The sequence below is a fragment of the Shewanella sp. SG44-2 genome (assembly GCF_014164215.1).
Taxonomy (GTDB): domain Bacteria; phylum Pseudomonadota; class Gammaproteobacteria; order Enterobacterales; family Shewanellaceae; genus Shewanella; species Shewanella frigidimarina.
In genome coordinates this window covers 1-24344 of sequence record NZ_JACJEU010000041.1, presented here as the reverse complement: position 1 = coordinate 24344, position 24344 = coordinate 1, and the positions used below count along the sequence as shown (strand labels likewise).

Here is a 24344-nt window from a genome sequence, read left to right as displayed (position 1 = left end):
AGACAATTTCGAATAACTCAATACCTGTGAATGTCCACACAGATTTCTTGTTTAGATTGTTAAAGAACGTTGATATCAATTTTTCAGACATCACCATAAGACGCTAGGTCGTTGGCTTGGGGTGCATATTCTACGCTTCCCAGTGTTGGCGTCAAGTGTTTTTTCAAACTTTCTTTTCGCCTTGAACTCTGTGTTTTGAAGCACTTAATTCAACCTGACTCGGTAACCGCTTGCGCTGTCTGCCGTGTCAGTGGATGCGCATTATAGGCAGCTCACGTTTTTGCGCAAGGCCTTTTTTAATAAAAAAGGATCGCTTGGCTATCTTTTCACCAAAAGCGATCCTTTTTCGTATTTTAAGCTATTTTATGACTGTTTATTGTACTTCTTTAGCGTTCTGGCGAAACTGTTCAAGGAAGGTAGCCACACTTGTATCATCCCAATCGACATACGAACGAACATAAGCCACCAGCTCACCTTGCTCATTTAAGATAAATGTTGCAGGTATCGTATCAAGCGGAAAGACATCACGTAGTTGTTGTTGCGGATCGAAATACGAATTAAATTCGCCTAATCCAAGAGACTCCAAAAATGGTTGCACAATAGCCACAGCTTCTGCATCAATAGAAATGGGCAATAATGCAAAATGTTCTGCATTTAGAGTTTGATTTAATCGATTGAGTGCAGGAAGTTCTCTTACACACGGCGGACACCAAGTAGCCCAAAGATTAACAACAACCACTTTACCCTTATATTGTTCAAAGTTAACCGACTGACCAACGAGATTAGTAAAATCGACCAGAGCAATTGGGAATGGTTGCGGCAATATATTTATGCGTTCGAGAGTTGATTCAGAGGTTTGCTTAACCGCAGCTTGCATGCCGGGGTATGCATTAGCCACACTCGCAGTACCCATAAGAAAGAAGCTAGTGAATATAAACGCAAACCACTGTTTCAAGGTTAATACTCCATTATGTTACTTAGTTGTCTTACTACGATTTAATAGCGCATCTAACTCGGCTTGTTGCTCTGTCGACAAGGTTGTCGATTCTGTTGCCTGGATACGCTGCTTACGCACGAAGATAAAACCAATAAAGAGACCCAAAACAAGTAATCCAAATGGACCAAGCCATAGAATATAAGTTTTCGAGTCTAACTTTGGATTGTACAAGACAAAATCGCCATAGCGGCTGGTCATAAATTCAATAATCTCTGAATCTGACTTACCACTATCGACCATCGTATACACCTCAAGACGTAAATCTTGGGCAACCGGAGAGTTTGAATCGACTAAGTTTTGATTCTGACACTGTGGGCAACGCAATTGGTGTGCTAGTGACAATGCTCTTTGTTGATTATCTGCCGATTGAAATTCATAAGTATCAACAGGTGTCGCCATTACCGTCAGAGTAAAAAGTAAACTCGTACAAGCCACCATCATTTTAAATATGAATTTCATTACGATGCTCCATCGACTTTAGCTTCAGCTTGTAATTGCTGGATCATTGGATACAAGGTTTGTGTCCATACTGTTTGATCTATAGGACCGGCATAGCGATAACGAATAATACCGTTGTGGTCGACTATAAAAGTTTCCGGTGCTCCATAAACTCCAAGATCAAGACCTAAGCGACCATCTTTGTCAAAGATGTTAACTGTGTATGGATCACCTTGAGTAGTTAACTCCTTAACAGCTAATGCTCTCTCGTCACGATAATTGATACCATATATAGGTAATAAGTTACGTTTAGACAGCATCATCAAATAAGGATGTTCATACTTACATGCCGGACACCAAGTTGCCCAAAAGTTCAACATAGACACTTTTGCTGGAAGATCTTTCTCAGTTAACACTTCACTAGGCACTTCTAAGCGCTCAAGTTGGAAAGCCGGAACTGGCTTTCCTTCTAATGCAGAATCAAGCACTTTAGGATTTAGAAATAATCCTTTGTATAAAAACACGCCCATACCCAAAAATATAACCAAAGGTATAAACAGTACAAACTTCTTCATAATGTCTCCGAGTATATTAAGCTGTCGCTAATTTTGCTTTTGCTGCATCTTCTGTTGCAACCTGCTTCACACGATAACGCTTATCAGATGCCGCAAGGAACCCACCTATCATCATGAAGATCGAGCCAAACCATAACCAACGAACAAATGGCTTGTAATTAAGACGCACAGCAAACTCAGTTAAACTAATTGGATCGCCCATAGTGACATATAAATCGCGGAACAATCCCCAATCAATACCCGCTTCGGTCATATCCATAGTTCGAACATTATATTGACGACGATCAGGCTTTAACAAGGTAATAAATTCATCATCTTTGTAGATTTCGATTTGACCTTGTTGAGCGGTATAGTTTGGGCCTACTACATTTTTAGTTTCTAAATACTTAAATGTATAACCAGCCAGTTCTTGGCTAATTCCTGGTCCCATACGCACGCTTTTTTCAATCGAGTAATTAGACACGATAGTTGCGCCCATTACCGACACAGCAATACCAAAATGAGCGACGATCATGCCTAACTGGCTACGGCCCATTTTATTAAGACTGATACCACCTTCTTTGTTGCTTACAATATTATAAGCAGCCCGTAAAGTTGATAGCATGATCCACGTTGTAGCCGCTACACCACACATCACCCAAGCATTAAATTGACCATCAGCAACAAATGGAGCCGACACACCAACCACTAACGCGATAATAGCAGGCACAAGTAACTGCTTTTTAATTTCACCCGGTTTAGATTTCTTCCAGCGAATAATTGGACCAATACCCATAAAGCCAAATAGCACTAACACGATAGGCACAAATACGGCATTAAAATATGGAGGGCCAACAGAAATTTTACCCATGCCTAATGCATCGATCAGTAACGGATAAAGCGTACCCAGCAAAACGGTACCTGCCGCAACAGTGAGTAACACATTACAGATTAGTAACATGGTTTCTTTCGATTTAAGCTCAAATCGTGCAGGGCTACTCATTTCGCTTGCTCGGAAGGCAAACAAAGTTAATGAACCACCAATGGCAATACCTAACAACAACAAGATAAACAAGCCACGACTTGGATCTGCTGCAAAAGAATGCACTGAAGTAAGAACGCCCGAACGTACAATAAAGGTGCCGAGTAAACTTAATGAGAAGGCAAAGATAGACAGCAATACAGTCCAGTTACGGAATGCCCCACGCTTTTCCGTCACAATTAATGAGTGCACTAAAGCAGTACCGACTAACCAAGGCATAAATGATGCATTTTCAACTGGGTCCCAGAACCACCAGCCGCCCCAACCTAATTCGTAGTAAGCCCACCAAGAACCAAGTGAAATACCACCAGTTAGAAATATCCATGCAGCTAAAGTCCAAGGACGACTCCAGCGTGCCCAAGCAGAATCAAGTCTGCCACTCATAAGGGCTGCAATAGCAAAAGCAAAACATACCGAGAAACCCACATACCCTAGATACAACATTGGCGGATGGAAGATTAAGCCAACATCTTGCAACATTGGGTTTAAATCTCGCCCTTCTAGAGGAATAGGGAATATCCGTTCAAATGGACTAGAAGTTAGGATCATGAATAAACTGAAGCCAACAACGATCATCGCTAAAACAGATAACACCCTTGCAGTAAAGACTTCTTCTAAGCCCTTACTAAACAGTGCCACTGATGCAGTCCATACAGACAACGCGAATACCCAGAATAATAATGAACCTTCATGACCACCCCATACCGCCGCAATTTTAAAGAATATTGGTAGTTGAGAATTAGAGTGATGGGCGACATAAGCCACAGAGAAATCATCAACAGCAAAGCTGTACCCTAGCGCTATAACGGAGAGACTGATGAAAAAAAACATTCCGTATGTCAGTGGCCAGGCATAGCGAACAAGATACTGGTCTTTACGTGCGGAACCATATAACGGCACGCTAGCTAGCAGTAAGGCAAAAGCCAAACCGAGAATTAGCGAGAAATGTCCAAGTTCTGGAATCATGGGTATTCCTTAGTCTAAAAAAATTAGCGGATCTGAAACAAACAAATCACGGCAGTACTAATTAATGCGGTGAAACTAATATACGCACATTAGCTTAAACGAATTTTAACGCATTTTAGAACTTGCTATGGCTTCTGTCTGCCATTTTCGTACAAAATTGGGTCACTAGTCTCATTATGAGTATCTATTCAATCAAAACGAAAATTTATAACAACCAGTCTGACATGGTTACCTTAACAAAGTTTCGTCTTAAGTTAGACAAACAATTCAATCTGTGAACCAGTACGCAACTCTCAGGATTTAGATTCATATCTTCCTTATATTACTATTCAATTAATAATCTTTACGTATAATCAAGATTCCAAGCACTGCGGAAAAACCGCTTTCTCTGTTAACCTAAAAGTGAATATTGAAACAATGACCACATTTTGGATATTTATTGCGCTTGTCGTACTCATCGGCCTAATCATGATTTGGGTTCCACATTTTCGCCAACAAAAGCTGTTACAAGCTGAAGAATCAGGTGTTCGTAGACAAACTAACCTTGAACTTTTTGCTGAACGCATCTCCATTCTTGAAAAGGAATTGCAAGACCAATTATTAGATCAGGTCGAATTCGAGGCATTAAAGAAAGAATTAGAGATAAATCTACTTCAGGACATGAGCCAGAAAGGTGATGACTCCCTTGATGTAGAAATTAAATCAAAAACCGCATTATGGCCTGCTTTTATGACCCTGTGTCTATTAGCAGTATCTGGTTACTTATATCAACACCTCGGTGCTTACAACGAATTAGCTAACCCACCACAAGCAAGCAATCCTCATCAAGGTATGGATCCTGCGCAAATTATGTCGCAACGGGTGCAGATGATGGAAGCTAAGGTTCAGGCACAGCCAGACGATAGCCAAGCTTGGTTTAGCCTTGGCCATGCTTATATATCTGCCAACCAATATGATAAAGCCATTGGCGCATTTGATAAGGTAATGGAACTTGTCGGCACGCAAGCAGAACTCCTTGGGCCTAAAGCAACCGCGCTATACTATAAAGCGAATCAGCAGATGTCGCCGGCGATTCAAGCTGTGATTGATCAATCTTTAGCCTTAGACCCACAAGACCCTTCTACACTACTTCTTGTTGGTATGGATGCATTCTTTACCGCTGATTACAAAAAAGCTATCAATGCTTGGCAGATGATCTTAGACAGCGATCGTGATGATGTTGATAGAACAGCATTAATGAATGCAATTGAATCTGCAAACATGCGCCTTAATGAAGGCTCGGCAATGCCTAATGGTGAGTCAACTCAAAAGCCAGCTGTTACGAGCAATGCTAATACAGTCGCAATTGAAATTTCTATTGCTCCAGAATTAGCAGACAAAGTAGCTGATACCGATACTGTGTTTATTTTCGCACGAGCAACTCAAGGCCCAAAAGTACCGCTAGCAGCAACTAAAATCAGTGCTAGCAGCTTACCTGTCACTGTCACACTAGATGACAGTACTTCTATGGGTGGTGATGTAAAACTGAGTTCTGTCGGAGAAGTAGAAATCATTGCAGTACTGTCAAAAAATGGCAGCGTGAAACCACAGTCTGGTGACCTAAAGGGTAACATTAAAGCCGTTAAGGTGGGTGGCAATGCTACACTAACTCTGGATACCTTAGTGCAATAGCACTGTGTAATATTAGTGATGTTAAAAGTTAGCATCACTGAAATTAACCCATAAAAAAACCGGCTACAAAGCCGGTTTTTTGATTTAGTTGAAAACTACTTAGACATAAACTGAATTGCGTTTTTGTAATCTTCATCAGTACAGTCAGTACACATACCACCTGGTGGCATTGCGTTTAAACCAGACTTAACTGAACCCACTAAGGCATCTAAACCTTTTGCTAGACGTGGTTCCCATGCCGCAGTGTCATGAACTTTAGGCGCACCGGCCACACCCATGCTGTGACATACTTGACACGCTTTATTATAAATAGCTTCACCTTCTTGAGCAAATACATTTGCAGACAAAGTTAAGGCAGCTACTGCAGTCATTGCTAACAATTTTTTCATATTCATCGTTCCTAATTGCAAATATACAAAGCTTAACGCTGCCCTTTGATTTAGAAGGCAGACTCATTTTTAGCAACGTTAGATTACTACAGTTAGCAAAAAAACTCATCTTTTTGTGATAACAATCTCAGCTTAGGCTCTAAATCAAGACAATCTGTGTAGTTAAGGTAATATATTAGTAATCGATGAAAAAGTTCAAACTAAATACATAATTTTGGAACCATATCAAATTGCTAGCACTTAATCAGTGACAAAGCTAAACCGATAAAAGTGTTTGTGTTAATATCATTTCGAATTCATCCTCAAGTAAAATAAGAGGGATAAGTGACCATATCAAACCAATCACAAGTGCTATTAAGTGCCAACGAATTAACCTGTATTCGGGAAGAGCGCATTCTATTTGATGGACTGAGTTTTAATATCAATGCGGGGGATATTGTCCAGATTGAAGGCCCTAATGGTGCAGGTAAAACCAGTCTTTTACGAATTATTGCTGGTTTGTCACGTCCCTATGCTGGTGAAGTTGAATATAGTGGTGAAAACATCAATCGCTGTAGAGACGAATTTAATCACGACTTACTATATCTTGGGCATTTAGCTGGCGTAAAAAGTGAGCTAACAGCAGAAGAAAATCTTAACTTCAATTTAAGAATTAGTGGCTATGATGATTTCGATACCACTGCAATTTTGGCGAAAGTCAATTTAACCGGTTTTGAAGAAGCACTAGCAGGTCATTTATCTGCGGGACAACATCGACGTACCGCATTAGCAAGATTACAACACAGTAATTGTAAAATATGGATCCTCGACGAACCTTTTACCGCTATTGATAAAAAAGGTGTAGAAGAATTAGAGCAACTTTTTATTCAACATGCAGAATCGGGTGGATGTGTAATATTAACCACACATCAGGATATGAGCATTATTAGTGATGCCATGTTACGTAAAATCACTCTCGACTATCGCTTTGTATAAGGTATTTGAATGAAACGAGGAATTAGTTACACAACAGCATTCATGACGCTTTTGCAACGTGATTTGAGAATTGCTATTCGACATCGAGGTGACATTTTTAACCCGTTGTTATTCTTTATTTTAGTGGTCACTCTTTTCCCATTAGGTATTGGACCAGAACCTCAAGTTTTGACTAGAGTTGCACCTGGCATTATCTGGGTAGCGGCCTTACTTGCATCGATGTTGTCATTGGAACGTTTATTTAAAGCAGATTACAACGATGGTAGCTTAGAGCAAATGCTACTGAGCCCACAACCATTAGCATTAATGGTTGTGGCGAAAGTACTTGCACATTGGATACTTACTGGTGTGCCATTAATTCTAGTCGCACCATTACTGGCTGTACTGTTGCATCTAGAAGACAATAGTTACGGTGCATTGATGTCAACATTAGCATTAGGTACACCGATATTGTCGTTACTTGGTGCAATAGGTGTTGCACTAACAGTAGGACTTCGTAAAGGAGGCGTGCTGTTAAGTTTACTTATTCTACCTTTATATATACCTGTACTTATTTTTGCCACTAGTGCGATTGACGCTGCAGGACTGAATATGGCTTATGATGGTCAACTTGCGATTCTTGCTGCAATGTTGGTCGGTTCTTTAATCTTGGCACCTTTCGCAATTGGCGCCTCTTTACGTGTGAGCACAAACTAATGTGGAAATGGTTACATTCTTACGCAGACCCTGAACGGGCATATAAATTGTCAGGCACATTGTTGCCTTGGTTTAGTACACTGGCAATATTGCTGGTTGGAACAGGCAGTATTTGGGGTTTATTGTTTGCCCCAACAGATTACCAACAAGGTGACAGTTACCGAATCATCTTTATCCATGTACCTGCTGCGTCTATGTCAATGGCCGCTTATATGGGTATGGCTATTGCTTCATTTATTGGCTTAGTTTGGCAGATAAAGTCGGCAGATTGGGCCGCTGCAGCAATTGCTCCTATTGGCGCCGTAATTACCTTTATTGCCTTATTAACAGGTGCTGCATGGGGTAAACCTATGTGGGGAACTTGGTGGGTATGGGATGCACGTTTGACATCTGAATTGGTATTGCTGTTTCTTTACCTTGGTGTGATCTCACTGTATGCATCATTTGAAGATAAAGTCCTCGCAGCTAGGGCTTCTGGGATTCTGGCGATTGTAGGTGTAATTAATATACCAATTATTAAATACTCCGTGGATTGGTGGAGTAGTTTACATCAACCATCTACCATTAAAATCACAGAAAAATCAACGATGTCGACTGATATGTTATACCCACTGCTAATTAACATTTTTGGCTTTGGTATGATGATTGGGGCGATTACTTTGATCCGTTATAGAACAGAGATCCTTGCACGCAATGGTATGCGCCCTTGGGTGAGAGATTTAGCTACAGCAGAGGAGGCAAAATAATGCAATTTGATTCATTCAAAGATTTTCTTGATATGGGCGGTTACGCATTTTACGTTTGGCTATCCTATGGTGTAACGTTCGGCTGTCTGGCAACATTGATAACCCTAAGCATTAGACAAAAACGTAAAGTTCTGATCGAAATTGCTAAAAAGATAACGCGTGAACAACGCCTGAAAGAAACAAGAGGTAATAACCGTGAATCCAAGACGTAAAAAGAGATTAACCCTCGCCGTTGCATTAATTGCGGGCGTTGCAGCCGTTGCTTCATTACTATTGTACGCGCTAAATTCAAACTTGAATTTATTCTATACACCGTATGAAATTACCCACGGGAAAAACGATACAGGTGTAATGCCTGAAGTTGGACAACGCATCAGAGTCGGTGGCATGGTAACAATAGGATCGATGAAACGCGATCCAGATAGCCTTCACGTAGAGTTTGCAGTACATGATTCAGCGGGTGGGACCGTTTTCGTTACCTATGACGATTTACTACCGGACTTATTTAGAGAAGGACAAGGTATCGTTGCCCAAGGCGTACTGGTTGAGTCTGGAAAACTAGAAGCCACTGAAGTACTCGCGAAACATGATGAAAATTACATGCCACCTGAAGTTGCTGAAGCTATGGGACAAACGCATGAAAAACCAACATATAATCAAAAAGCTCTTGAAGACAAATAAAATCTAGTTGTAATAGAAAGCCTCTTAGGAGGCTTTTTTTATGATCAAAATTCCAATAGTAATCGACGGATAGTCAGTATTATTTTAGCTACTCATTACAATGAAAGGATTTAGAGTACATTGAACAAGGATATATGTCTGTCATCAGTTCTATAGGTAGACTCTCAACACAAACGAACAAAAGTGTTGACGTTGACTTAAGCAACTAAAAGAATGTCTTGTAACATCACATACCGCTTATCTGACACAAATTCAGTCTCTATTATGAGCGCACTAGTTTAACGCTTAGATGAGCAATGAGCTTTGAATACAAGTATTAAAATATGGGCTAGGCTTGTTTAAATACCCCCTTCCAACAATGGTATTAGCTTCCTACATTCTAGCTTTCCAATCCACTAAACAACGGCTTTAGCAGATAGAACGATGCAAATTTGTCTATAGTCAGCGTAAGCTCAATAACAGACAATATTATTGACTACATAAAAGCTTGTTTCAGGATGACAGATGCGAGAAAACTGTGCAGCACTATTAACAACAATGATGCTAATTACTGAGTCACTCGATATAAATTCAAAGTGCCTAATTCGATTCAAATCATCATGTTCATTAAAAAAACCAACGTTGCATAACTGCGCACCATATATCAGTGGTTTGAATAAACTTTACTGAATATGGTGATCGCAGGCGCTGAACATTGAATAAACGGAGCTCCTATTCTAGGCCTATATAAGAACAGCTTAAGCATCTCATTCTTGTTAGTAACAACTTAATCTTAGACATGGTTAATATTGCTAATATGGCCTTAATACAAACACAGTAATGATACGATTGACTAAACGGAGTTGTACAATAATTAACAGATCAGAGGATCTAGAAAATGAGTGTTTAGTTCATCTCGCTTACTGAATAGAGAATCATTGCAAAAATAATCAAATAGAAGGTTACACGTAAATATCAGGCGCTGTACCAAGATGAACAATAATAGGGAATGGACTACAGATAAATAAAGGTGATACTAAAAATGCAGTCTATGGTAAAAAAGAAGAAAAAAAAACCGAGCCTAAGCTCGGTTTTTCGGTGAGTAATTAATTACTCAGCAGCTTCAACTTCAACAGCTTCAGCAGCTTCAGGACGACCTACTAACTCGATGTAAGCCATTGGGGCTTTATCACCGGTACGTAGACCGCACTTAAGAATACGAGTGTAACCACCAGGACGTTCCTGGAAGCGTGGACCCAATTCAGTAAATAACTTACCTACAACTTCAGCGTCGCGGGTACGAGCGAAAGCTAAACGGCGATTTGCAACGCTGTCAACTTTAGCAAGTGTTATTAGAGGTTCAACAACGCGACGCAGTTCTTTCGCTTTAGCTACAGTTGTCTTGATAATCTCATGACGAACTATTGAACAAGCCATGTTACGGAACATAGCTTGGCGATGACTGCTGTTGCGGTTTAGTTGACGACCACTCTTACGATGGCGCATGACCTAATCCTTATAACCTAAATCTGTACTAACCTGAGACTTATAGGTCGTCAGCTAAACTAGCCGGTGGCCAGTTCTCTAGACGCATACCTAACGACAGTCCGCGAGACGCTAAAACATCCTTAATTTCAGTAAGAGATTTCTTACCTAAGTTAGGGGTCTTAAGCAACTCAACTTCAGTGCGTTGTACCAGATCTCCGATGTAATGAATCGCTTCGGCTTTTAAACAGTTAGCCGAACGTACAGTTAGCTCTAAATCGTCGACAGGACGCAGCAAAATCGGATCGAACTCCGGTTTCTCTTCTACAACAGCCTGCTCAGTAACATCACGTAGTTCAACAAACGCATCTAGCTGTTCAGCTAAAATAGTTGCAGAACGACGAATTGCTTCCTCAGGATCGATAGTACCGTTTGTGGTCATATCTATCACAAGTTTGTCTAAGTCAGTACGCTGTTCAACACGAGCTGCTTCAACATTATAAGCAATGCGAGCAACAGGTGAAAAAGAAGCATCAACCAGCAAACGACCGATTGGGCGATCATCGTCTTCAGTCTGTGCACGAGCCGAAGCTGGCACATAACCACGACCACGCTCAACGCGGATACGCATGCTGATATCATTGTTACCAGTCAAGTGACAGATAACATGATCAGGATTCACGATGGTAACATCACCATCATGCGTGATATCTGCTGCTGTAACAGGGCCTGTGCCGGACTTGCTTAATGTAAGCAAAGCCTCGTCTTTACCCTCGATGGTCACTGCTAATCCCTTAAGATTAAGCAATATCTCAAGGATATCTTCTTGTACGCCTTCCTTACTGCTGTATTCATGCAGTACGCCGTCAATTTCGACTTCAGTAACTGCACAGCCAGGCATAGACGACAATAGGATGCGACGCAACGCGTTACCTAAGGTATGGCCAAAACCACGTTCTAGTGGCTCTAGTGTAACTTTGGCGCGAGTTGAATTAACCTGCTCAATATCAACGAGACGCGGTTTAAGAAATTCTGTAACAGAACCCTGCATTGTGTCCTCTCTTGTTTGTTAGCTTTACTTAGAGTAAAGCTCGACGATCAGCTGTTCGTTAATATCCGCAGACAAATCGCTACGTTCTGGAACGCGCTTGAAAGCACCTTCCATTTTCGCATTGTCGACTTCTACCCATGTAGGCTTTTCGCGTTGACCAGCCACTTCTAAAGCCGCTTTAATACGAGCTTGAGTACGTGACTTTTCACGGATGCTTACAACATCATTCGCAGACACTTTGAATGACGGAATGTTAACAACACGACCGTTAACCATAACAGATTTATGGCTTACTAGCTGACGTGATTCTGCACGAGTAGAACCGAAACCCATACGATAAACGACGTTATCTAGGCGGACTTCTAAAAGTTGCAACAGGTTTTCACCAGTATTGCCTTTTAGACGTGCAGCTTCTTTGTAGTAATTACGGAATTGCTTTTCTAGCACACCGTAAATACGACGAACTTTTTGTTTCTCGCGTAACTGAATACCATACTCAGACAAACGTGGCTTACGTGCGCCATGTTGTCCAGGTGCAGTTTCTAGCTTACACTTCGAATCGATTGCTCTCACACCGCTTTTTAGGAAAAGGTCTGTACCTTCTCTGCGGCTGAGCTTGAGCTTGGGACCCAAGTATCTTGCCATGATCTTTCTCCAACTATCCTATATACGCAGTGTTATACACGACGCTTTTTAGGTGGACGACAGCCATTATGAGGGATAGGCGTCACATCGGTAATGTTGGTAATTTTATAACCAACAGCGTTCAGCGCACGAATGGCTGATTCACGACCTGGACCAGGACCCTTCACGAAAACTTCAAGGTTTTTAACACCGTAGTCTTGAGCAGCAATACCTGCACGCTCAGCAGCAACCTGCGCAGCGAATGGCGTTGATTTACGTGAACCACGGAAACCAGAACCACCTGAGGTAGCCCATGACAACGCATTACCTTGACGATCCGTAATGGTGACAATTGTGTTGTTGAAAGACGCATGGATATGAGCCATGCCATCTGCAACCTGTTTACGTACGCGCTTACGCGGAGAACGTGACGGAACTTTAGCCATTTTGGTTTACCTTCCCGTTACTTTCTGATTGGCTTACGTGGACCTTTACGCGTACGCGCATTGGTCTTAGTACGTTGCCCACGAAGGGGCAGGCTACGACGATGGCGGAGACCACGATAACAACCAAGATCCATAAGACGCTTGATGTTCATTGAAATCTCACGACGCAAGTCACCTTCTACAGTGTATTTGGCGACTTCTTCGCGTAGGATATCTATTTGAGCTTCGCTCAATTCCTTGATCTTAGCATCTTCAGCAATTGAAGTAGATGCGCAGATTGCTCTAGCGCGTGTACGTCCAATACCAAAAATAGCAGTCAACGCAATGACTGTATGCTTTTGATCAGGAATGTTAATGCCAGCGATACGGGCCACTATGCACTCCTTAAAGTTAAAGGCTATCTGCGAAAAGCCCGAAAGGATACTCGACAGACAACAAATTTGCAAACAATATTTTGGTCAGCCCATTATTGAGCTGACCAAACTTCTTTCTAGCCTTGACGCTGTTTGTGTTTAGGTTCAATACAAATAACACGAACAACACCACTACGCTTGACGATCTTGCAATTACGGCAGATCTTCTTAACGGAAGCTCGAACTTTCATTTCATCACTCCGTAAAACAAATCTTATTTACCAAAACGATCTAAATTCGCTTTGTTAACAAGATTGGCTTTCTTCATCACAGACTCATACTGATGTGACATCATATGGGTCTGAACCTGAGCCATGAAGTCCATGATTACGACTACTATAATAAGTAGTGAAGTACCGCCAAAATAGAACTGTACTTTCCACGCAATTAACATGAACTCCGGAATTAAGCAGATAAAGGTAATGTACAACGCACCCGCTAAGGTTAAACGTGTCATGACTTTATCAATGTAACGCGAAGTCTGTTCTCCGGGACGGATCCCAGGAATGAATGCACCACTCTTTTTCAAGTTATCAGCTGTTTCGCGAGGGTTAAATACCAACGCAGTATAGAAGAAACAGAAAAAGATGATTGCTGTCGCATACAATAATGAGTACAGCGGTTGTCCTGGAGACACAGCTAAAGCGAAATCGCTTAACCATGACATGGACTCATTTGAACCAAACCACTGAGCCAGTGTGCCTGGAAACAAAATAATGCTGGAAGCAAAAATTGGTGGAATTACACCTGCCATATTTATTTTTAATGGTAAATGTGTGCTTTGCGCTGCAAAAACCTTACGGCCTTGTTGGCGTTTAGCGTAGTTAACGACAATACGACGTTGACCACGTTCCACAAATACCACTAAATAAGTTACAGCAAATACAATCACTGCGAGCAACAGTAGTACCAATACATTCATGTCACCTTGACGCGCCTGCTCGGCTGTTGAGCCGATGGCCGATGGTAGACCAGCAACAATACCTGCGAAAATTAAAATCGAGATACCATTACCAATACCACGTTCGGTAATTTGCTCACCTAGCCACATAAGGAACATAGTTCCTGTTACTAAGCTCACAACTGCAACGAAGTAGAAACCAAATCCGGGATTGGCCACAAGACCAGGCATCAGATTTGGTAAACCCGTTGCAATACCGACAGATTGCAGCGTACCCAACACGAGTGTGCCATATCTAGTATATTGACTAATTTTCTTGCGTCCTGATTCGCCTTCCTTTTTCAATTCAGCGAGTGCAGGATGCACAACAGTCAATAACTGCATTATGATAGATGCCGAAATATACGGCATAATACCCAATGCGAAGATAGAAGCACGCTCTAAGGCACCACCCGAGAACATGTTAAACATGCCAAGGATGGTATCTTTTTGCTGAGCAAATAGCTCTGCCAATACAGCTGCGTCAATACCAGGAATTGGCACGAACGAACCGGCTCTAAAGACGATAATCGCACCAATCACGAACAGAAGACGAGTTTTCAGTTCAGATAAACCGCCTTTCGCGCTTTTTAAATCAAGTCCTGGTTTTGCCATCGACGTATTATTCCTCGATCTTGCCACCGGCAGCTTCAATAGCTGCACGAGCACCTTTGGTTACCTTGAGACCTTTTACAGTCACTGGGCGGTCAATGGTACCTGAAAGAACGATTTTCGCAAACTGGATGTTGCGAGTAATAACGTTCGCATCTTTCAGTGCATTCAAATCGACAACATCACCGTTAACTTTTGCTAGTTCGAGTAAACGAACTTCAGCTGTTACCAAAGCGCGACGCGAAGTAAAGCCAAACTTAGGTAAACGAATCTTAAGTGGCATTTGACCACCTTCGAAACCGACGCGAACACCGCCGCCTGAACGAGACTTCTGACCTTTATGGCCACGTCCCGCTGTTTTACCTAAACCTGAACCGATACCACGGCCTACACGCTTAGGAGCAGATTTAGAACCTGCTGCTGGAGATAGAGTATTTAGACGCATTATCCTAATTCCTCCACCGAAACCATGTAGTACACCTTGTTAATCATACCGCGAACTGAAGGTGTATCTTCAACTTCAACAGTGTGATTAATGCGGCGTAGGCCTAAACCGGTTAAGGTTGCACGGTGTTTTGGTAAACGACCAATGCTGCTTTTAGTCTGTGTGACTTTTAAAGTTTTAGTAGCCATGGTGCATTACCCCCGAATCTCATCAACATTCAGGCCACGTTTTGCTGCGATTTGAGCTGGTGACTTCATGTGCACCAACGCATCGACAGTTGCGCGAACGATGTTGATCGGGTTAGTAGAACCGTATGCTTTTGACAGAACGTTATGAACGCCTGCTACTTCCAATACGGCACGCATTGCGCCACCGGCAATAATACCGGTACCCTGTGATGCTGGTTGCATATAAACTTTAGAACCAGTATGACGACCCTTAACTGGGTGATGCAAAGTACCTGCATTCAACTCCACTGTCACCATATTACGACGGGCTTTTTCCATTGCTTTTTGAATAGCAGCTGGAACTTCACGCGCTTTACCATAGCCATAGCCAATCTTACCGTTACCGTCACCCACTACTGTTAGTGCTGTGAAGCTAAAGATACGACCGCCCTTAACTACTTTAGAAACACGATTAACTGCAATTAATTTCTCTTGCAGATCGTCTTTTTGCTGAGCTTCTAATTTAGCCATTTTTATAACCCCTTAGAACTTCAGGCCAGCTTCACGAGCGGCATCTGCTAGTGCAGCTACACGACCATGATACTTGAAACCAGAACGGTCGAACGCAACTGTTGCTACGCCCTTCTCGATCGCACGCTCAGCAACAATTTTACCTACTGCTTTAGCCGCATCAACGTTACCGGTACTCTTTAGTAGCTCTTTAACCGCTTTTTCCACGGTTGAAGCAACTGCCAACACCTGAGCTTCAGGATTGATCACCTGAGCATAAATGTGACGCGGTGTACGATGTACAACCAGACGATTCACGCCCAGCTCTTGGATCTTCTTACGTGCACGTAACGCGCGACGTAAGCGAGATGTTTTCTTATCCATATCGCGTTACCTACTTCTTCTTAGCCTCTTTACGGCGTACTATTTCGTCATCATAACGAACACCTTTGCCTTTGTAAGGCTCTGGTGGACGATATCCGCGAATTTCAGCAGCAACCTGACCAACAACTTGTTTATCAACGCCCGAAAGCACGATTTCAGTTTGGCTAGGACACTCTGCAGTAACGCCTGCGGGCAGTTTGTGTACTAATGGATGTGAGAAACCCAACGTTAAATCTAAGTCACTACCAGCAATCTTTGCACGGTAACCTACACCAACTAATTTAAGTTTTTTCACAAAACCTTGAGATACACCAACAACCATGTTGTTTACTAGTGCACGTGCAGTACCAGCCTGTGCCCAAGCGTTAGAAACGCCATCGACAGGAAGAAACTTTACTTGTGCATCTTCGATAACAACATTTACCGCATTGTTGATTACTCGAGTCAGACTTCCTTTACTGCCTTTAACAGTTAAGGTCTGTTCGTTTAAAGTCACCTCTACGCCAGCAGGAACAGTGACTGGTGCTTTTGCAACACGAGACATTTCTAGCTCCTTACGCTACGTAGCAGATAACCTCGCCACCCGTGCCATTTTGGCGGGCGGCGCGATCAGTCATCAAGCCTTGAGAAGTGGACACAATTGCGATACCCAGACCGCCCATCACCTTTGGTAGCTCGTCTTTACCTTTGTAAATACGAAGACCAGGGCGACTTACACGCTGGATAGTCTCAACGACTGGTTTGCCTTGAAAATACTTTAACGTAATTTCTAATTCAGGCTTAGCTTCATCTGCTACGGCGTATTCAGTAATGAAACCTTCATCTTTAAGTAATTTCGCAATTGCTACTTTTAACTTAGCTGAAGGCATCTTAACAGATACGTGGTTAGCAGCTTGGCCGTTACGAATACGGGTTAACATATCCGCAATAGGATCTTGCATGCTCATATTAGCTTACTCCGTGACAAGTGCTTACCAGCTGGCCTTACGCAGACCAGGAACTTCACCACGCATGGTTGCTTCACGTAATTTAATACGGCTTAAGCCGAATTTACGTAGAAAACCATGTGGGCGACCAGTTTGATTACAGCGGTTGCGTTGACGCGCAGCGCTAGAATCACGTGGTAGAGCTTGTAACTTAAGTACGGCATCCCAGCGATCTTCTTCAGAAGTTGCAGGGCTGCTGATTATAGCCTTAAGTGCTAAACGCTTTTCAGCATATTTAGCTACGAGCTGCGCACGTTTTGCTTCACGTGCTTTCATAGATGTTTTTGCCATTATGCTACCCTTATTTCTTGAATGGGAAGTTAAAAGCGTCTAACAAAGCACGACCTTCTTCATCATTCTTCGCAGTAGTAGTGATAACAATATCCATACCACGAATTTTATCGATTTTATCATAATCGATTTCTGGGAAGATGATCTGCTCACGCACGCCCATTGCGTAATTACCACGGCCGTCAAACGCTTTAGCGCTTAAGCCACGGAAATCACGAATACGTGGTATTGCAATGTCAACTAAACGCTCTAAAAATTCCCACATACGCTCACCGCGTAGGGTCACTTTACAGCCAATAGGGTAGCCTTCACGGATTTTAAAACCAGCAACTGATTTACGAGCAACAGTTACAATTGGTTTCTGGCCAGCAATTGCAGTCATGTCACGGAGCGCATGCTCCATAACTTTCTTATCTGCAACAGCTTCGCCCACACCCATGTTTAGGGTGATTTTTTCAATCCGAGGGACTTGCATGACACTGCTGTAGCCGAACTTTTTAGCTAGTTCAGCAACTACAGTCTCTTGATATTTATCATGCAGTTTCGCCATCGTTTACTCCAAATTACTTAACGAGTTCGCTGTTCGATTTAAAGAAACGGACTTTTTTGCCGTCTTCAAATCGGAAACCAACACGATCTGCCTTGCCTGTGGCTTGGTTAAAGATCGCAACGTTTGATGCTTGCATCGGTGCTTCTTTCTCGATAACGCCGCCAGCAACACCCAATTGAGGGTTAGGTTTCTGGTGCTTTTTAACAAGATTAAAGCCTTCAACAATTAACTTACCAGTAGGTAGAACTTGAGAAACCTTACCGCGGCTACCCTTGTCTTTACCTGCTAATATAATTACTTCGTCTTCACGACGGATTTTAGCTGCCATTTGAAGCTCCTTACAGTACTTCTGGTGCCAGCGAGACAATTTTCATGAATTTATCATTACGCAATTCACGTGTCACTGGGCCAAAGATACGAGTACCAATCGGTGCAAGGTTTGCGTTAAGCAATACCGCTGCATTCCGATCGAAGCGAATGACAGAACCGTCTGGACGACGTACGCCTTTCTTAGTACGGACTACCACCGCGTTATATACATCACCTTTCTTCGCTTTAGCGCGAGGAATCGCTTCTTTAACAGAAACTTTGATAATGTCGCCGATACCGGCATAACGACGATGAGAGCCACCCAAGACCTTAATACACTGAACTCTGCGTGCGCCGCTGTTACATGCGACGTCTAGAGTCGATTGCATTTGGATCATTTCAAGTGCTCCGCTATCGTTACTACACAATCCCACTATGGGAGTATATTTGAACCAAATTCAAGTAATAATTTACTCAAAATTGGCGCGCAAGTATAACACACATTTTTGGAATGCATAGCAAAAAAAACAAACGGCCCCAAATACTGGGGCCGTTTACGTTAACCTAATCGAAATTAGGCTTTTGTTACTACTTCAGCTAGTGTCCAAGACTTAGTCTTAGATAGAGGACGACACTGGCTAATAGCCACGAAATCCCCTTCATTACACTGATTAGTTTCGTCATGTGCATGGATCTTAGTTGTACGCTTAATGTACTTCCCATAAATAGGATGTTTCACTTGGCGCTCAATAGCAACAGTAATAGACTTGTCCATTTTGTTGCTAATTACTTTACCTTGCAAAGTACGGGCTTTATCAGACATTACACACCTGCCTTAGAAGTAATAATGGTCTTAACACGTGCAATGTTACGACGCACTAGTTTCAACTGATTCGTTTGAGTCAACTGACCAGTAGCGTGTTGCATACGCAGGTTAAACTGCTCACGCAGCAGACCAAGTAATTCAGCGTTAAGTTCTTCAACGCTCTTTTCTCTTAGTTCGCTCGCTTTCATTACATCACCGTCTTAGTTACGAAGGTAGTCTTCAGAGGAAGTTTGGCAGAAGCCAAAGCGAAGGCTTCACGAGCCAACGACTCAGGAACACCATCCATCTCATAAAGAACCTTACCAGGTTGAATCTGACATACCCAGTATTCAACGTTACCTTTACCTTTACCCATACGCACTTCAAGAGGCTTAGAGGTAATTGGCTTGTCAGGGAAAACTCGAATCCAAATTTGTCCTTGACGTTTAACATGACGTGTCATGGCACGACGTGCAGATTCGATTTGACGAGCAGTTAAACGGCCACGGCCGACTGCTTTCAAACCGAAAGTACCAAAGCTAACTTCAGTACCGTTCGCTAGACCACGGTTGCGGCCTTTGAACATCTTGCGAAACTTCATACGTTTAGGTTGCAGCATAAAAGTTTCTCCTATTTACCACGAGGCTTACGCTTAGGTTGCTGCTTAGGCTCTTCAATAGCAGGTACTAAACCGTCTAGAACTTCGCCTTTGAAGATCCAAACTTTAATACCAATCACACCGTATTGAGTGTGACTTTCTGCGGTTGAATAGTCGATATCAGCACGCAAAGTATGCAAAGGTACACGACCTTCACGATACCATTCTGCACGCGCGATTTCAGCGCCGCCTAAACGGCCGCTCACTTGAACTTTGATACCTTGAGCACCAATGCGCATTGCGTTTTGTACTGCGCGCTTCATAGCACGACGGAACATAACACGACGCTCTAACTGCTGAGCAATAGAGTCAGCAACGAGCTTAGCGTCTAATTCAGGCTTACGGATCTCAGCGATGTTGATTTGAGCAGTAGTACCAGTGATTTTAGACACATAGGCACGTAATACTTCAACGTCTTCACCTTTCTTACCAATCACAATGCCTGGACGGGCTGTGTGAATAGTAACGCGGATGCTTTTCGCTGGGCGTTCAATAACAATCTTAGATACTGATGCGGCTTTTAACTTTTCAGTTAAATATTGACGCACTTCCCAGTCGCTGTTCAGATTATTTGCATAGTCTGACTTATCTGCGTACCAGGTAGAGATCCAAGGCTTAGTGATACCCAGACGGATACCATTAGGATGTACTTTCTGTCCCATTGCTCTCTTCTCCTAGCGATCTGCTACAACCACAGTAATGTGACTGGTACGCTTCATGATACGATCAGCGCGGCCTTTAGCACGTGGCATGATACGCTTCATTGTTGGGCCTTCATCTACGAAGACGGCTCCAACTTTAAGCTCATCAATGTCAGCACCTTCGTTGTGTTCGGCGTTTGCGATAGCTGAGTCAAGTACTTTTTTTACTAGTACGGCGGCTTTCTTGGGGCTGAATGTCAAAATCTCGAGTGCCTTAGAAACAGGCAATCCGCGAATTTGATCAGCAACTAGACGGGCCTTCTGCGCAGACGTACGAGCAAAACGATGTTTAGCTAAAACTTCCATCTTATTCCTCCCGTATTAACGCTTCTTCGCTTTCTTATCTGCAGCATGGCCGCGATAAGTGCGAGTTGGTGAAAATTCACCAAGCTTGTGGCCGATCATTTCGTCAGTTACGAACACAGGTACGTGCTGACGACCATTATGGACAGCGATGGTCAACCCAATCATATTAGGGATGATCATTGAGCGACGAGACCAAGTCTTAATTGGCTTTTTGTCTCCCGCTTCCATCGCTTTCTCTACCTTCTTCAGCAAGTGCAGGTCAATGAAGGGACCTTTCTTGAGAGAACGTGGCATGGCGAATCCTCTTACTATTTATTACGACGACGTACGATGTACTTATCAGTGCGCTTGTTGCTACGAGTTTTATAACCCTTAGTCGGCACACCCCATGGACTCACTGGATGACGTCCACCAGAAGTACGGCCTTCACCACCACCATGTGGATGGTCTACTGGGTTCATTGCAACACCTCGAACTGTAGGGCGTACGCCTCTCCAGCGCTTAGCACCTGCTTTGCCTAACTGGCGTAGCATGTGCTCGGCATTACCAACTTCACCAAATGTCGCGCGGCAATCTACTGGAACTTTACGCATTTCGCCAGAGCGAAGACGTAGAGTTGCATAAGCACCATCACGAGCAACAACTTGTACATAAGCACCAGCTGAACGTGCGATTTGAGCGCCTTTACCAGGCTTCATTTCGACAGCGTGTACAACACTACCTACTGGAATGTTGCGTAACGGTCTAGCGTTACCAGTCTTGATTTCTGCATCCAAGCCAGATTGGATTGGGTCGCCAGCTTTCATGCCTTTTGCAGCAAGAATATAACGACGCTCACCATCTGCATACAGTACTAGCGCGATGTGCGCTGTACGGTTTGGATCGTATTCAAGACGTTCAACTTTCGCAGGGATACCATCTTTGTTGCGTTTGAAGTCAACAATACGATAGTGCTGCTTATGTCCACCACCTACGTGGCGTACAGTGATACGGCCAGTATTATTACGGCCACCACTTTTAGTTTTTTTCGCCAACAGGCCAGCAAAAGGTTTACCCTTATGCAGGTCCGTATTCACCACTTTAACTACGTGGCGACGACCTGGAGAGGTTGGCTTACACTTAATAACTGCCATGATAATTCTCCTTTGCTTATTCAGCGCCGCCGACGAAATCGATTTCAGCACCAGCAGCTAAAGTAACATAAGCTTTTTTCCAATCGATACGACGACCTACACGGCCACCGGTACGCTTGGTTTTGCCTTTATTAACTAAAGTGCGAACAGAATCAACTTCAACTTCAAATAGCTTCGCTACTGCAGCTTTAATCTCTGCTTTAGTTGCATCGATGGCTACGCGGAAAACTACAGTGTTGTTTTTCTCAGCAAGCACAGTACTCTTTTCAGAGATATGTGGACCAAGAATAACTTTTAGCAAACGTTCTTCGCGGATCATGCTAGCATCTCCTCGATTTGCTTCACTGCATCAGCAGTAACAAGAACAGTGTTGAACGCAATTAGACTAACTGGGTCAAGACCCGCTACGTCACGCACGTCAACTTTGTATAAGTTGCGAGCTGCTAAGAATAAATTCTCATCAACTTCAGCTGTAACAATTAGAACATCTTCTAAGTTCATTGCTTTTAATTTAGCTTTCAGCTCTTTAGTTTTAGGAGCTTCAACACCAAACGATTCAACAACAACTAGACGTTCTTGACGTACCAATTCAGAGAATATGCTCTTTAGAGCACCACGGTACATCTTCTTGTTAACTTTTTGGCTGTGATCTTGTGTTTTAGCAGCGAATGTTACGCCACCGCCACGCCAGATTGGGCCTTTAACACTACCGGCACGAGCGCGGCCTGTGCCTTTCTGGCGCCAAGGCTTTTTGCCTGAGCCAGTTACTTCCGCACGAGTCTTTTGAGCACGAGTGCCCTGACGCGCGTTTGCAGCATATGCTACAACTACCTGATGAACCAATGCCTCGTTAAAGTCACGGCCGAAGGTAGTTTCGGAAACTTCAAGAGCGCTCTGGGCGTCTTTCAATACCAATTCCATTACTATCTCCTCAGACCTTAAGCTTTAACTGCTGGCTTGATAATCAAGTCACCATTGGTAGCGCCTGGAACTGCGCCGCGTACTAATAACAAGTTACGCTCTGCATCAACACGTACTACGTGTAGATTTTGAGTTGTTACTTGCTCAGCACCCATATGGCCTGACATTTTCTTGCCTTTGAATACACGACCAGGCGTTTGGTTCTGACCGATAGAACCATTCGAACGGTGTGCCAAAGAGTTACCGTGTGTCATATCTTGAGTACGGAAGTTCCAACGCTTAACGCCGCCTTGGAAACCTTTACCTTTTGATTGACCAGTAACATCAACTTTCACTGTATCAGCGAAAATATCAACATTAATTTCAGCACCAACTTCAATGCCTTCGCCTTCACCATCTGCTAAACGCATTTCCCACAAACCACGACCGGCTTCTACGCCGCCCTTGGCAAAGTGACCTGCTTCTGCTTTAGTGATGCGATTGGCTTTTTTGGTACCAGTAGTCACTTGAAGTGCACGATAACCGTCAGTTTCTAAAGTTTTCACTTGAGTAACACGGTTGCCTGCAATCTCGATTACTGTTACAGGGATTGACGTACCATCTTCAGTGAAGATGCGAGTCATACCCACTTTACGACCAATAAGACCGATAGCCATCTCTCAAACCTCTTCTAAGGATCTCAATTAACCTAAGCTAATCTGAACGTCGACACCAGCCGCAAGATCTAAACGCATTAATGCGTCTACAGTCTTTTCTGTTGGCTCTACGATGTCAACTAAACGCTTGTGGGTACGAATTTCGTACTGATCACGAGCATCTTTATTAACGTGCGGAGAGATCAAAACGGTATAACGCTCTTTGCGTGTTGGTAGTGGAATAGGACCACGTACCTGCGCGCCTGTACGCTTAGCAGTTTCAACGATTTCCGCTGTAGACTGATCAATTAAACGATGATCAAAGCCTTTCAAGCGGATACGGATTCTTTGGTTCTGCATTGACCAGAGCTCCTAAAATGGACATATAAAAAATCACCCTCTAGCTTCTTCCTAATGGAAAAGCAGAGCGAGATGATTTAACCGTTCGACTCCCAATCGGAGTCGCTGTGAAAATGAGTAACCTACTTGGTTAAACATTATAATTTACGCTGACTAGTCAGCGAGTGGGCAATTATACAGATCTTCTTTCTAAGATCAAGCCCATTGTGTAAATAGTCTTCTAAAAGTCTTCTTACAATCAACTGTCGCGCATTTTACACATTTTATATGTTAATGCTACTAATGATTGTTACTTTTTAGAAATAAAAAAAGGAAGCCTAGGCTTCCTTTTTTAGTGTTCACTAAAGTCGCTATTACGCGATAATTTTAGCTACAACACCTGCACCAACTGTACGGCCACCTTCACGGATAGCGAAACGTAAACCGTCGTCCATCGCGATTGGGTAAATCAGAGTAACGACCATCTTGATGTTATCAC

General features: G+C 42.9%; 39 protein-coding genes and 1 pseudogene. 6 read left to right on the top strand and 34 right to left on the bottom strand.

Annotation, left to right across the window (positions count from 1 at the left end):
* Positions 1 to 373: 373 nt before the first annotated feature.
* The 4 genes from H5181_RS19350 to H5181_RS19335 are packed head-to-tail and all read right to left on the bottom strand — an operon-like array spanning position 374 to position 3997.
* Positions 374 to 913, bottom strand: coding sequence for a TlpA disulfide reductase family protein (locus tag H5181_RS19350; RefSeq protein WP_182751803.1), 540 nt, complete (start codon positions 911 to 913; stop codon positions 374 to 376).
* Positions 914 to 973: 60 nt separating this feature from the next.
* Positions 974 to 1456, bottom strand: coding sequence for a heme lyase NrfEFG subunit NrfF (gene nrfF / locus H5181_RS19345; protein ID WP_011635674.1), 483 nt, complete (start codon positions 1454 to 1456; stop codon positions 974 to 976).
* The gene (locus H5181_RS19340; RefSeq protein WP_011635673.1) at positions 1456 to 2010 is read right to left on the bottom strand and encodes a DsbE family thiol:disulfide interchange protein; all 555 of its coding nucleotides are present in this window, start codon (positions 2008 to 2010) and stop codon (positions 1456 to 1458) included. The genes nrfF and H5181_RS19340 overlap by 1 nt, the downstream gene beginning before the upstream one ends.
* A 16-nt stretch (positions 2011 to 2026) precedes the next feature.
* Positions 2027 to 3997 carry a heme lyase CcmF/NrfE family subunit gene (locus H5181_RS19335; RefSeq protein ID WP_059746612.1) on the bottom strand — a complete coding sequence of 657 codons (1971 nt, stop codon included), beginning with the start codon at positions 3995 to 3997 and terminating at the stop codon, positions 2027 to 2029.
* A gap of 417 nt (positions 3998 to 4414) precedes the next feature.
* Between H5181_RS19335 and ccmI the strand changes: the two genes are divergently transcribed.
* Complete coding sequence (ccmI, locus tag H5181_RS19330) at positions 4415 to 5668, top strand: c-type cytochrome biogenesis protein CcmI (RefSeq protein ID WP_011635671.1); 1254 nt, start codon at positions 4415 to 4417, stop codon at positions 5666 to 5668.
* 95 nt (positions 5669 to 5763) lie between these two features.
* Here ccmI and H5181_RS19325 read toward each other — a convergent pair whose 3' ends face one another.
* Positions 5764 to 6057, bottom strand: a complete 294-nt coding sequence (locus tag H5181_RS19325; protein WP_011635670.1) for a cytochrome c5 family protein — start codon at positions 6055 to 6057, stop codon at positions 5764 to 5766.
* 324 nt (positions 6058 to 6381) lie between these two features.
* Between H5181_RS19325 and ccmA the strand changes: the two genes are divergently transcribed.
* Genes ccmA through ccmE form a run of 5 tightly spaced genes read left to right on the top strand, consistent with a single transcriptional unit; the run spans position 6382 to position 9155 of the window.
* Positions 6382 to 7032, top strand: coding sequence for a cytochrome c biogenesis heme-transporting ATPase CcmA (ccmA, locus tag H5181_RS19320; RefSeq protein ID WP_011635669.1), 651 nt, complete (start codon positions 6382 to 6384; stop codon positions 7030 to 7032).
* 9 nt (positions 7033 to 7041) lie between these two features.
* The gene (gene ccmB, locus H5181_RS19315; RefSeq protein WP_182751802.1) at positions 7042 to 7728 is read left to right on the top strand and encodes a heme exporter protein CcmB; all 687 of its coding nucleotides are present in this window, start codon (positions 7042 to 7044) and stop codon (positions 7726 to 7728) included.
* A complete protein-coding gene (locus tag H5181_RS19310; protein ID WP_011635667.1) occupies positions 7728 to 8474 on the top strand; it encodes a heme ABC transporter permease in 747 nt (248 codons plus the stop codon). The genes ccmB and H5181_RS19310 overlap by 1 nt, the downstream gene beginning before the upstream one ends.
* Entirely contained in the window at positions 8474 to 8686 is a 213-nt protein-coding gene (gene ccmD / locus H5181_RS19305; RefSeq protein ID WP_011635666.1) for a heme exporter protein CcmD, read from the top strand. The genes H5181_RS19310 and ccmD overlap by 1 nt, the downstream gene beginning before the upstream one ends.
* Positions 8670 to 9155 (top strand): cytochrome c maturation protein CcmE, encoded by a 486-nt coding sequence (gene ccmE, locus H5181_RS19300; protein ID WP_011635665.1) that lies wholly within the window; start codon positions 8670 to 8672, stop codon positions 9153 to 9155. Before ccmD ends, ccmE begins: the two co-directional genes overlap by 17 nt.
* 1089 nt (positions 9156 to 10244) lie before the next feature.
* Here the strand turns inward: ccmE and rplQ are convergent.
* From rplQ to tuf, 29 genes and pseudogenes are all read right to left on the bottom strand, one after another.
* Entirely contained in the window at positions 10245 to 10640 is a 396-nt protein-coding gene (gene rplQ, locus H5181_RS19295) for a 50S ribosomal protein L17 (RefSeq protein WP_011635664.1), read from the bottom strand.
* Positions 10641 to 10680: 40 nt separating this feature from the next.
* Positions 10681 to 11670, bottom strand: a complete 990-nt coding sequence (locus tag H5181_RS19290; protein WP_011635663.1) for a DNA-directed RNA polymerase subunit alpha — start codon at positions 11668 to 11670, stop codon at positions 10681 to 10683.
* 24 nt (positions 11671 to 11694) lie between these two features.
* Positions 11695 to 12315, bottom strand: coding sequence for a 30S ribosomal protein S4 (gene rpsD / locus H5181_RS19285; protein WP_011635662.1), 621 nt, complete (start codon positions 12313 to 12315; stop codon positions 11695 to 11697).
* 32 nt (positions 12316 to 12347) lie between these two features.
* Complete coding sequence (rpsK, locus tag H5181_RS19280; protein WP_011635661.1) at positions 12348 to 12740, bottom strand: 30S ribosomal protein S11; 393 nt, start codon at positions 12738 to 12740, stop codon at positions 12348 to 12350.
* A 17-nt stretch (positions 12741 to 12757) separates the two neighbouring features.
* Entirely contained in the window at positions 12758 to 13114 is a 357-nt protein-coding gene (gene rpsM, locus H5181_RS19275; protein ID WP_011635660.1) for a 30S ribosomal protein S13, read from the bottom strand.
* Between the two features lie 116 nt (positions 13115 to 13230).
* Positions 13231 to 13344 (bottom strand): 50S ribosomal protein L36, encoded by a 114-nt coding sequence (rpmJ, locus tag H5181_RS19270; RefSeq protein ID WP_011635659.1) that lies wholly within the window; start codon positions 13342 to 13344, stop codon positions 13231 to 13233.
* Positions 13345 to 13367: 23 nt separating this feature from the next.
* The gene (secY, locus tag H5181_RS19265; RefSeq protein WP_011635658.1) at positions 13368 to 14708 is read right to left on the bottom strand and encodes a preprotein translocase subunit SecY; all 1341 of its coding nucleotides are present in this window, start codon (positions 14706 to 14708) and stop codon (positions 13368 to 13370) included.
* 7 nt (positions 14709 to 14715) lie between these two features.
* On the bottom strand, positions 14716 to 15150 hold the full coding sequence (rplO, locus tag H5181_RS19260) for a 50S ribosomal protein L15 (RefSeq protein ID WP_011635657.1): 435 nt from the start codon (positions 15148 to 15150) through the stop codon (positions 14716 to 14718).
* A complete protein-coding gene (rpmD, locus tag H5181_RS19255) occupies positions 15150 to 15338 on the bottom strand; it encodes a 50S ribosomal protein L30 (protein WP_011635656.1) in 189 nt (62 codons plus the stop codon). The genes rplO and rpmD overlap by 1 nt, the downstream gene beginning before the upstream one ends.
* A gap of 6 nt (positions 15339 to 15344) precedes the next feature.
* Positions 15345 to 15848, bottom strand: coding sequence for a 30S ribosomal protein S5 (gene rpsE, locus H5181_RS19250; RefSeq protein WP_011494651.1), 504 nt, complete (start codon positions 15846 to 15848; stop codon positions 15345 to 15347).
* Positions 15849 to 15860: 12 nt separating this feature from the next.
* Entirely contained in the window at positions 15861 to 16211 is a 351-nt protein-coding gene (gene rplR, locus H5181_RS19245; protein WP_011635655.1) for a 50S ribosomal protein L18, read from the bottom strand.
* Between the two features lie 10 nt (positions 16212 to 16221).
* Positions 16222 to 16755 carry a 50S ribosomal protein L6 gene (gene rplF, locus H5181_RS19240; protein ID WP_011635654.1) on the bottom strand — a complete coding sequence of 178 codons (534 nt, stop codon included), beginning with the start codon at positions 16753 to 16755 and terminating at the stop codon, positions 16222 to 16224.
* A gap of 10 nt (positions 16756 to 16765) precedes the next feature.
* Positions 16766 to 17158 carry a 30S ribosomal protein S8 gene (gene rpsH, locus H5181_RS19235; protein WP_011635653.1) on the bottom strand — a complete coding sequence of 131 codons (393 nt, stop codon included), beginning with the start codon at positions 17156 to 17158 and terminating at the stop codon, positions 16766 to 16768.
* Positions 17159 to 17182: 24 nt separating this feature from the next.
* Entirely contained in the window at positions 17183 to 17488 is a 306-nt protein-coding gene (gene rpsN, locus H5181_RS19230) for a 30S ribosomal protein S14 (RefSeq protein WP_011635652.1), read from the bottom strand.
* Between the two features lie 10 nt (positions 17489 to 17498).
* Complete coding sequence (gene rplE, locus H5181_RS19225; RefSeq protein ID WP_011635651.1) at positions 17499 to 18038, bottom strand: 50S ribosomal protein L5; 540 nt, start codon at positions 18036 to 18038, stop codon at positions 17499 to 17501.
* A gap of 13 nt (positions 18039 to 18051) precedes the next feature.
* Positions 18052 to 18366: a 50S ribosomal protein L24 gene (rplX, locus tag H5181_RS19220; protein ID WP_011635650.1), complete on the bottom strand. Its 315-nt coding sequence runs from the start codon at positions 18364 to 18366 to the stop codon at positions 18052 to 18054.
* Between the two features lie 10 nt (positions 18367 to 18376).
* Positions 18377 to 18745 (bottom strand): 50S ribosomal protein L14, encoded by a 369-nt coding sequence (gene rplN / locus H5181_RS19215; RefSeq protein ID WP_011635649.1) that lies wholly within the window; start codon positions 18743 to 18745, stop codon positions 18377 to 18379.
* A 176-nt stretch (positions 18746 to 18921) separates the two neighbouring features.
* On the bottom strand, positions 18922 to 19170 hold the full coding sequence (rpsQ, locus tag H5181_RS19210; RefSeq protein ID WP_011635648.1) for a 30S ribosomal protein S17: 249 nt from the start codon (positions 19168 to 19170) through the stop codon (positions 18922 to 18924).
* On the bottom strand, positions 19170 to 19361 hold the full coding sequence (gene rpmC / locus H5181_RS19205) for a 50S ribosomal protein L29 (RefSeq protein WP_011635647.1): 192 nt from the start codon (positions 19359 to 19361) through the stop codon (positions 19170 to 19172). The genes rpsQ and rpmC overlap by 1 nt, the downstream gene beginning before the upstream one ends.
* Positions 19361 to 19771, bottom strand: a complete 411-nt coding sequence (gene rplP / locus H5181_RS19200; protein WP_011635646.1) for a 50S ribosomal protein L16 — start codon at positions 19769 to 19771, stop codon at positions 19361 to 19363. The genes rpmC and rplP overlap by 1 nt, the downstream gene beginning before the upstream one ends.
* 11 nt (positions 19772 to 19782) lie before the next feature.
* The gene (gene rpsC / locus H5181_RS19195) at positions 19783 to 20472 is read right to left on the bottom strand and encodes a 30S ribosomal protein S3 (protein ID WP_011635645.1); all 690 of its coding nucleotides are present in this window, start codon (positions 20470 to 20472) and stop codon (positions 19783 to 19785) included.
* A 12-nt stretch (positions 20473 to 20484) separates the two neighbouring features.
* Entirely contained in the window at positions 20485 to 20817 is a 333-nt protein-coding gene (rplV, locus tag H5181_RS19190; RefSeq protein ID WP_011635644.1) for a 50S ribosomal protein L22, read from the bottom strand.
* A 15-nt stretch (positions 20818 to 20832) separates the two neighbouring features.
* Positions 20833 to 21111 (bottom strand): 30S ribosomal protein S19, encoded by a 279-nt coding sequence (gene rpsS / locus H5181_RS19185; protein ID WP_006083596.1) that lies wholly within the window; start codon positions 21109 to 21111, stop codon positions 20833 to 20835.
* Positions 21112 to 21125: 14 nt separating this feature from the next.
* On the bottom strand, positions 21126 to 21950 hold the full coding sequence (gene rplB, locus H5181_RS19180; protein ID WP_011635643.1) for a 50S ribosomal protein L2: 825 nt from the start codon (positions 21948 to 21950) through the stop codon (positions 21126 to 21128).
* Positions 21951 to 21966: 16 nt separating this feature from the next.
* Positions 21967 to 22269, bottom strand: coding sequence for a 50S ribosomal protein L23 (gene rplW, locus H5181_RS19175; RefSeq protein ID WP_011635642.1), 303 nt, complete (start codon positions 22267 to 22269; stop codon positions 21967 to 21969).
* Complete coding sequence (gene rplD, locus H5181_RS19170; RefSeq protein ID WP_011635641.1) at positions 22266 to 22871, bottom strand: 50S ribosomal protein L4; 606 nt, start codon at positions 22869 to 22871, stop codon at positions 22266 to 22268. The genes rplW and rplD overlap by 4 nt, the downstream gene beginning before the upstream one ends.
* A 17-nt stretch (positions 22872 to 22888) precedes the next feature.
* Positions 22889 to 23527 (bottom strand): 50S ribosomal protein L3, encoded by a 639-nt coding sequence (rplC, locus tag H5181_RS19165; RefSeq protein WP_011635640.1) that lies wholly within the window; start codon positions 23525 to 23527, stop codon positions 22889 to 22891.
* Between the two features lie 27 nt (positions 23528 to 23554).
* Entirely contained in the window at positions 23555 to 23866 is a 312-nt protein-coding gene (rpsJ, locus tag H5181_RS19160; RefSeq protein WP_011635639.1) for a 30S ribosomal protein S10, read from the bottom strand.
* 353 nt (positions 23867 to 24219) lie between these two features.
* A pseudogene (gene tuf, locus H5181_RS19155) lies at positions 24220 to 24344 on the bottom strand (elongation factor Tu); the annotation flags it as partial.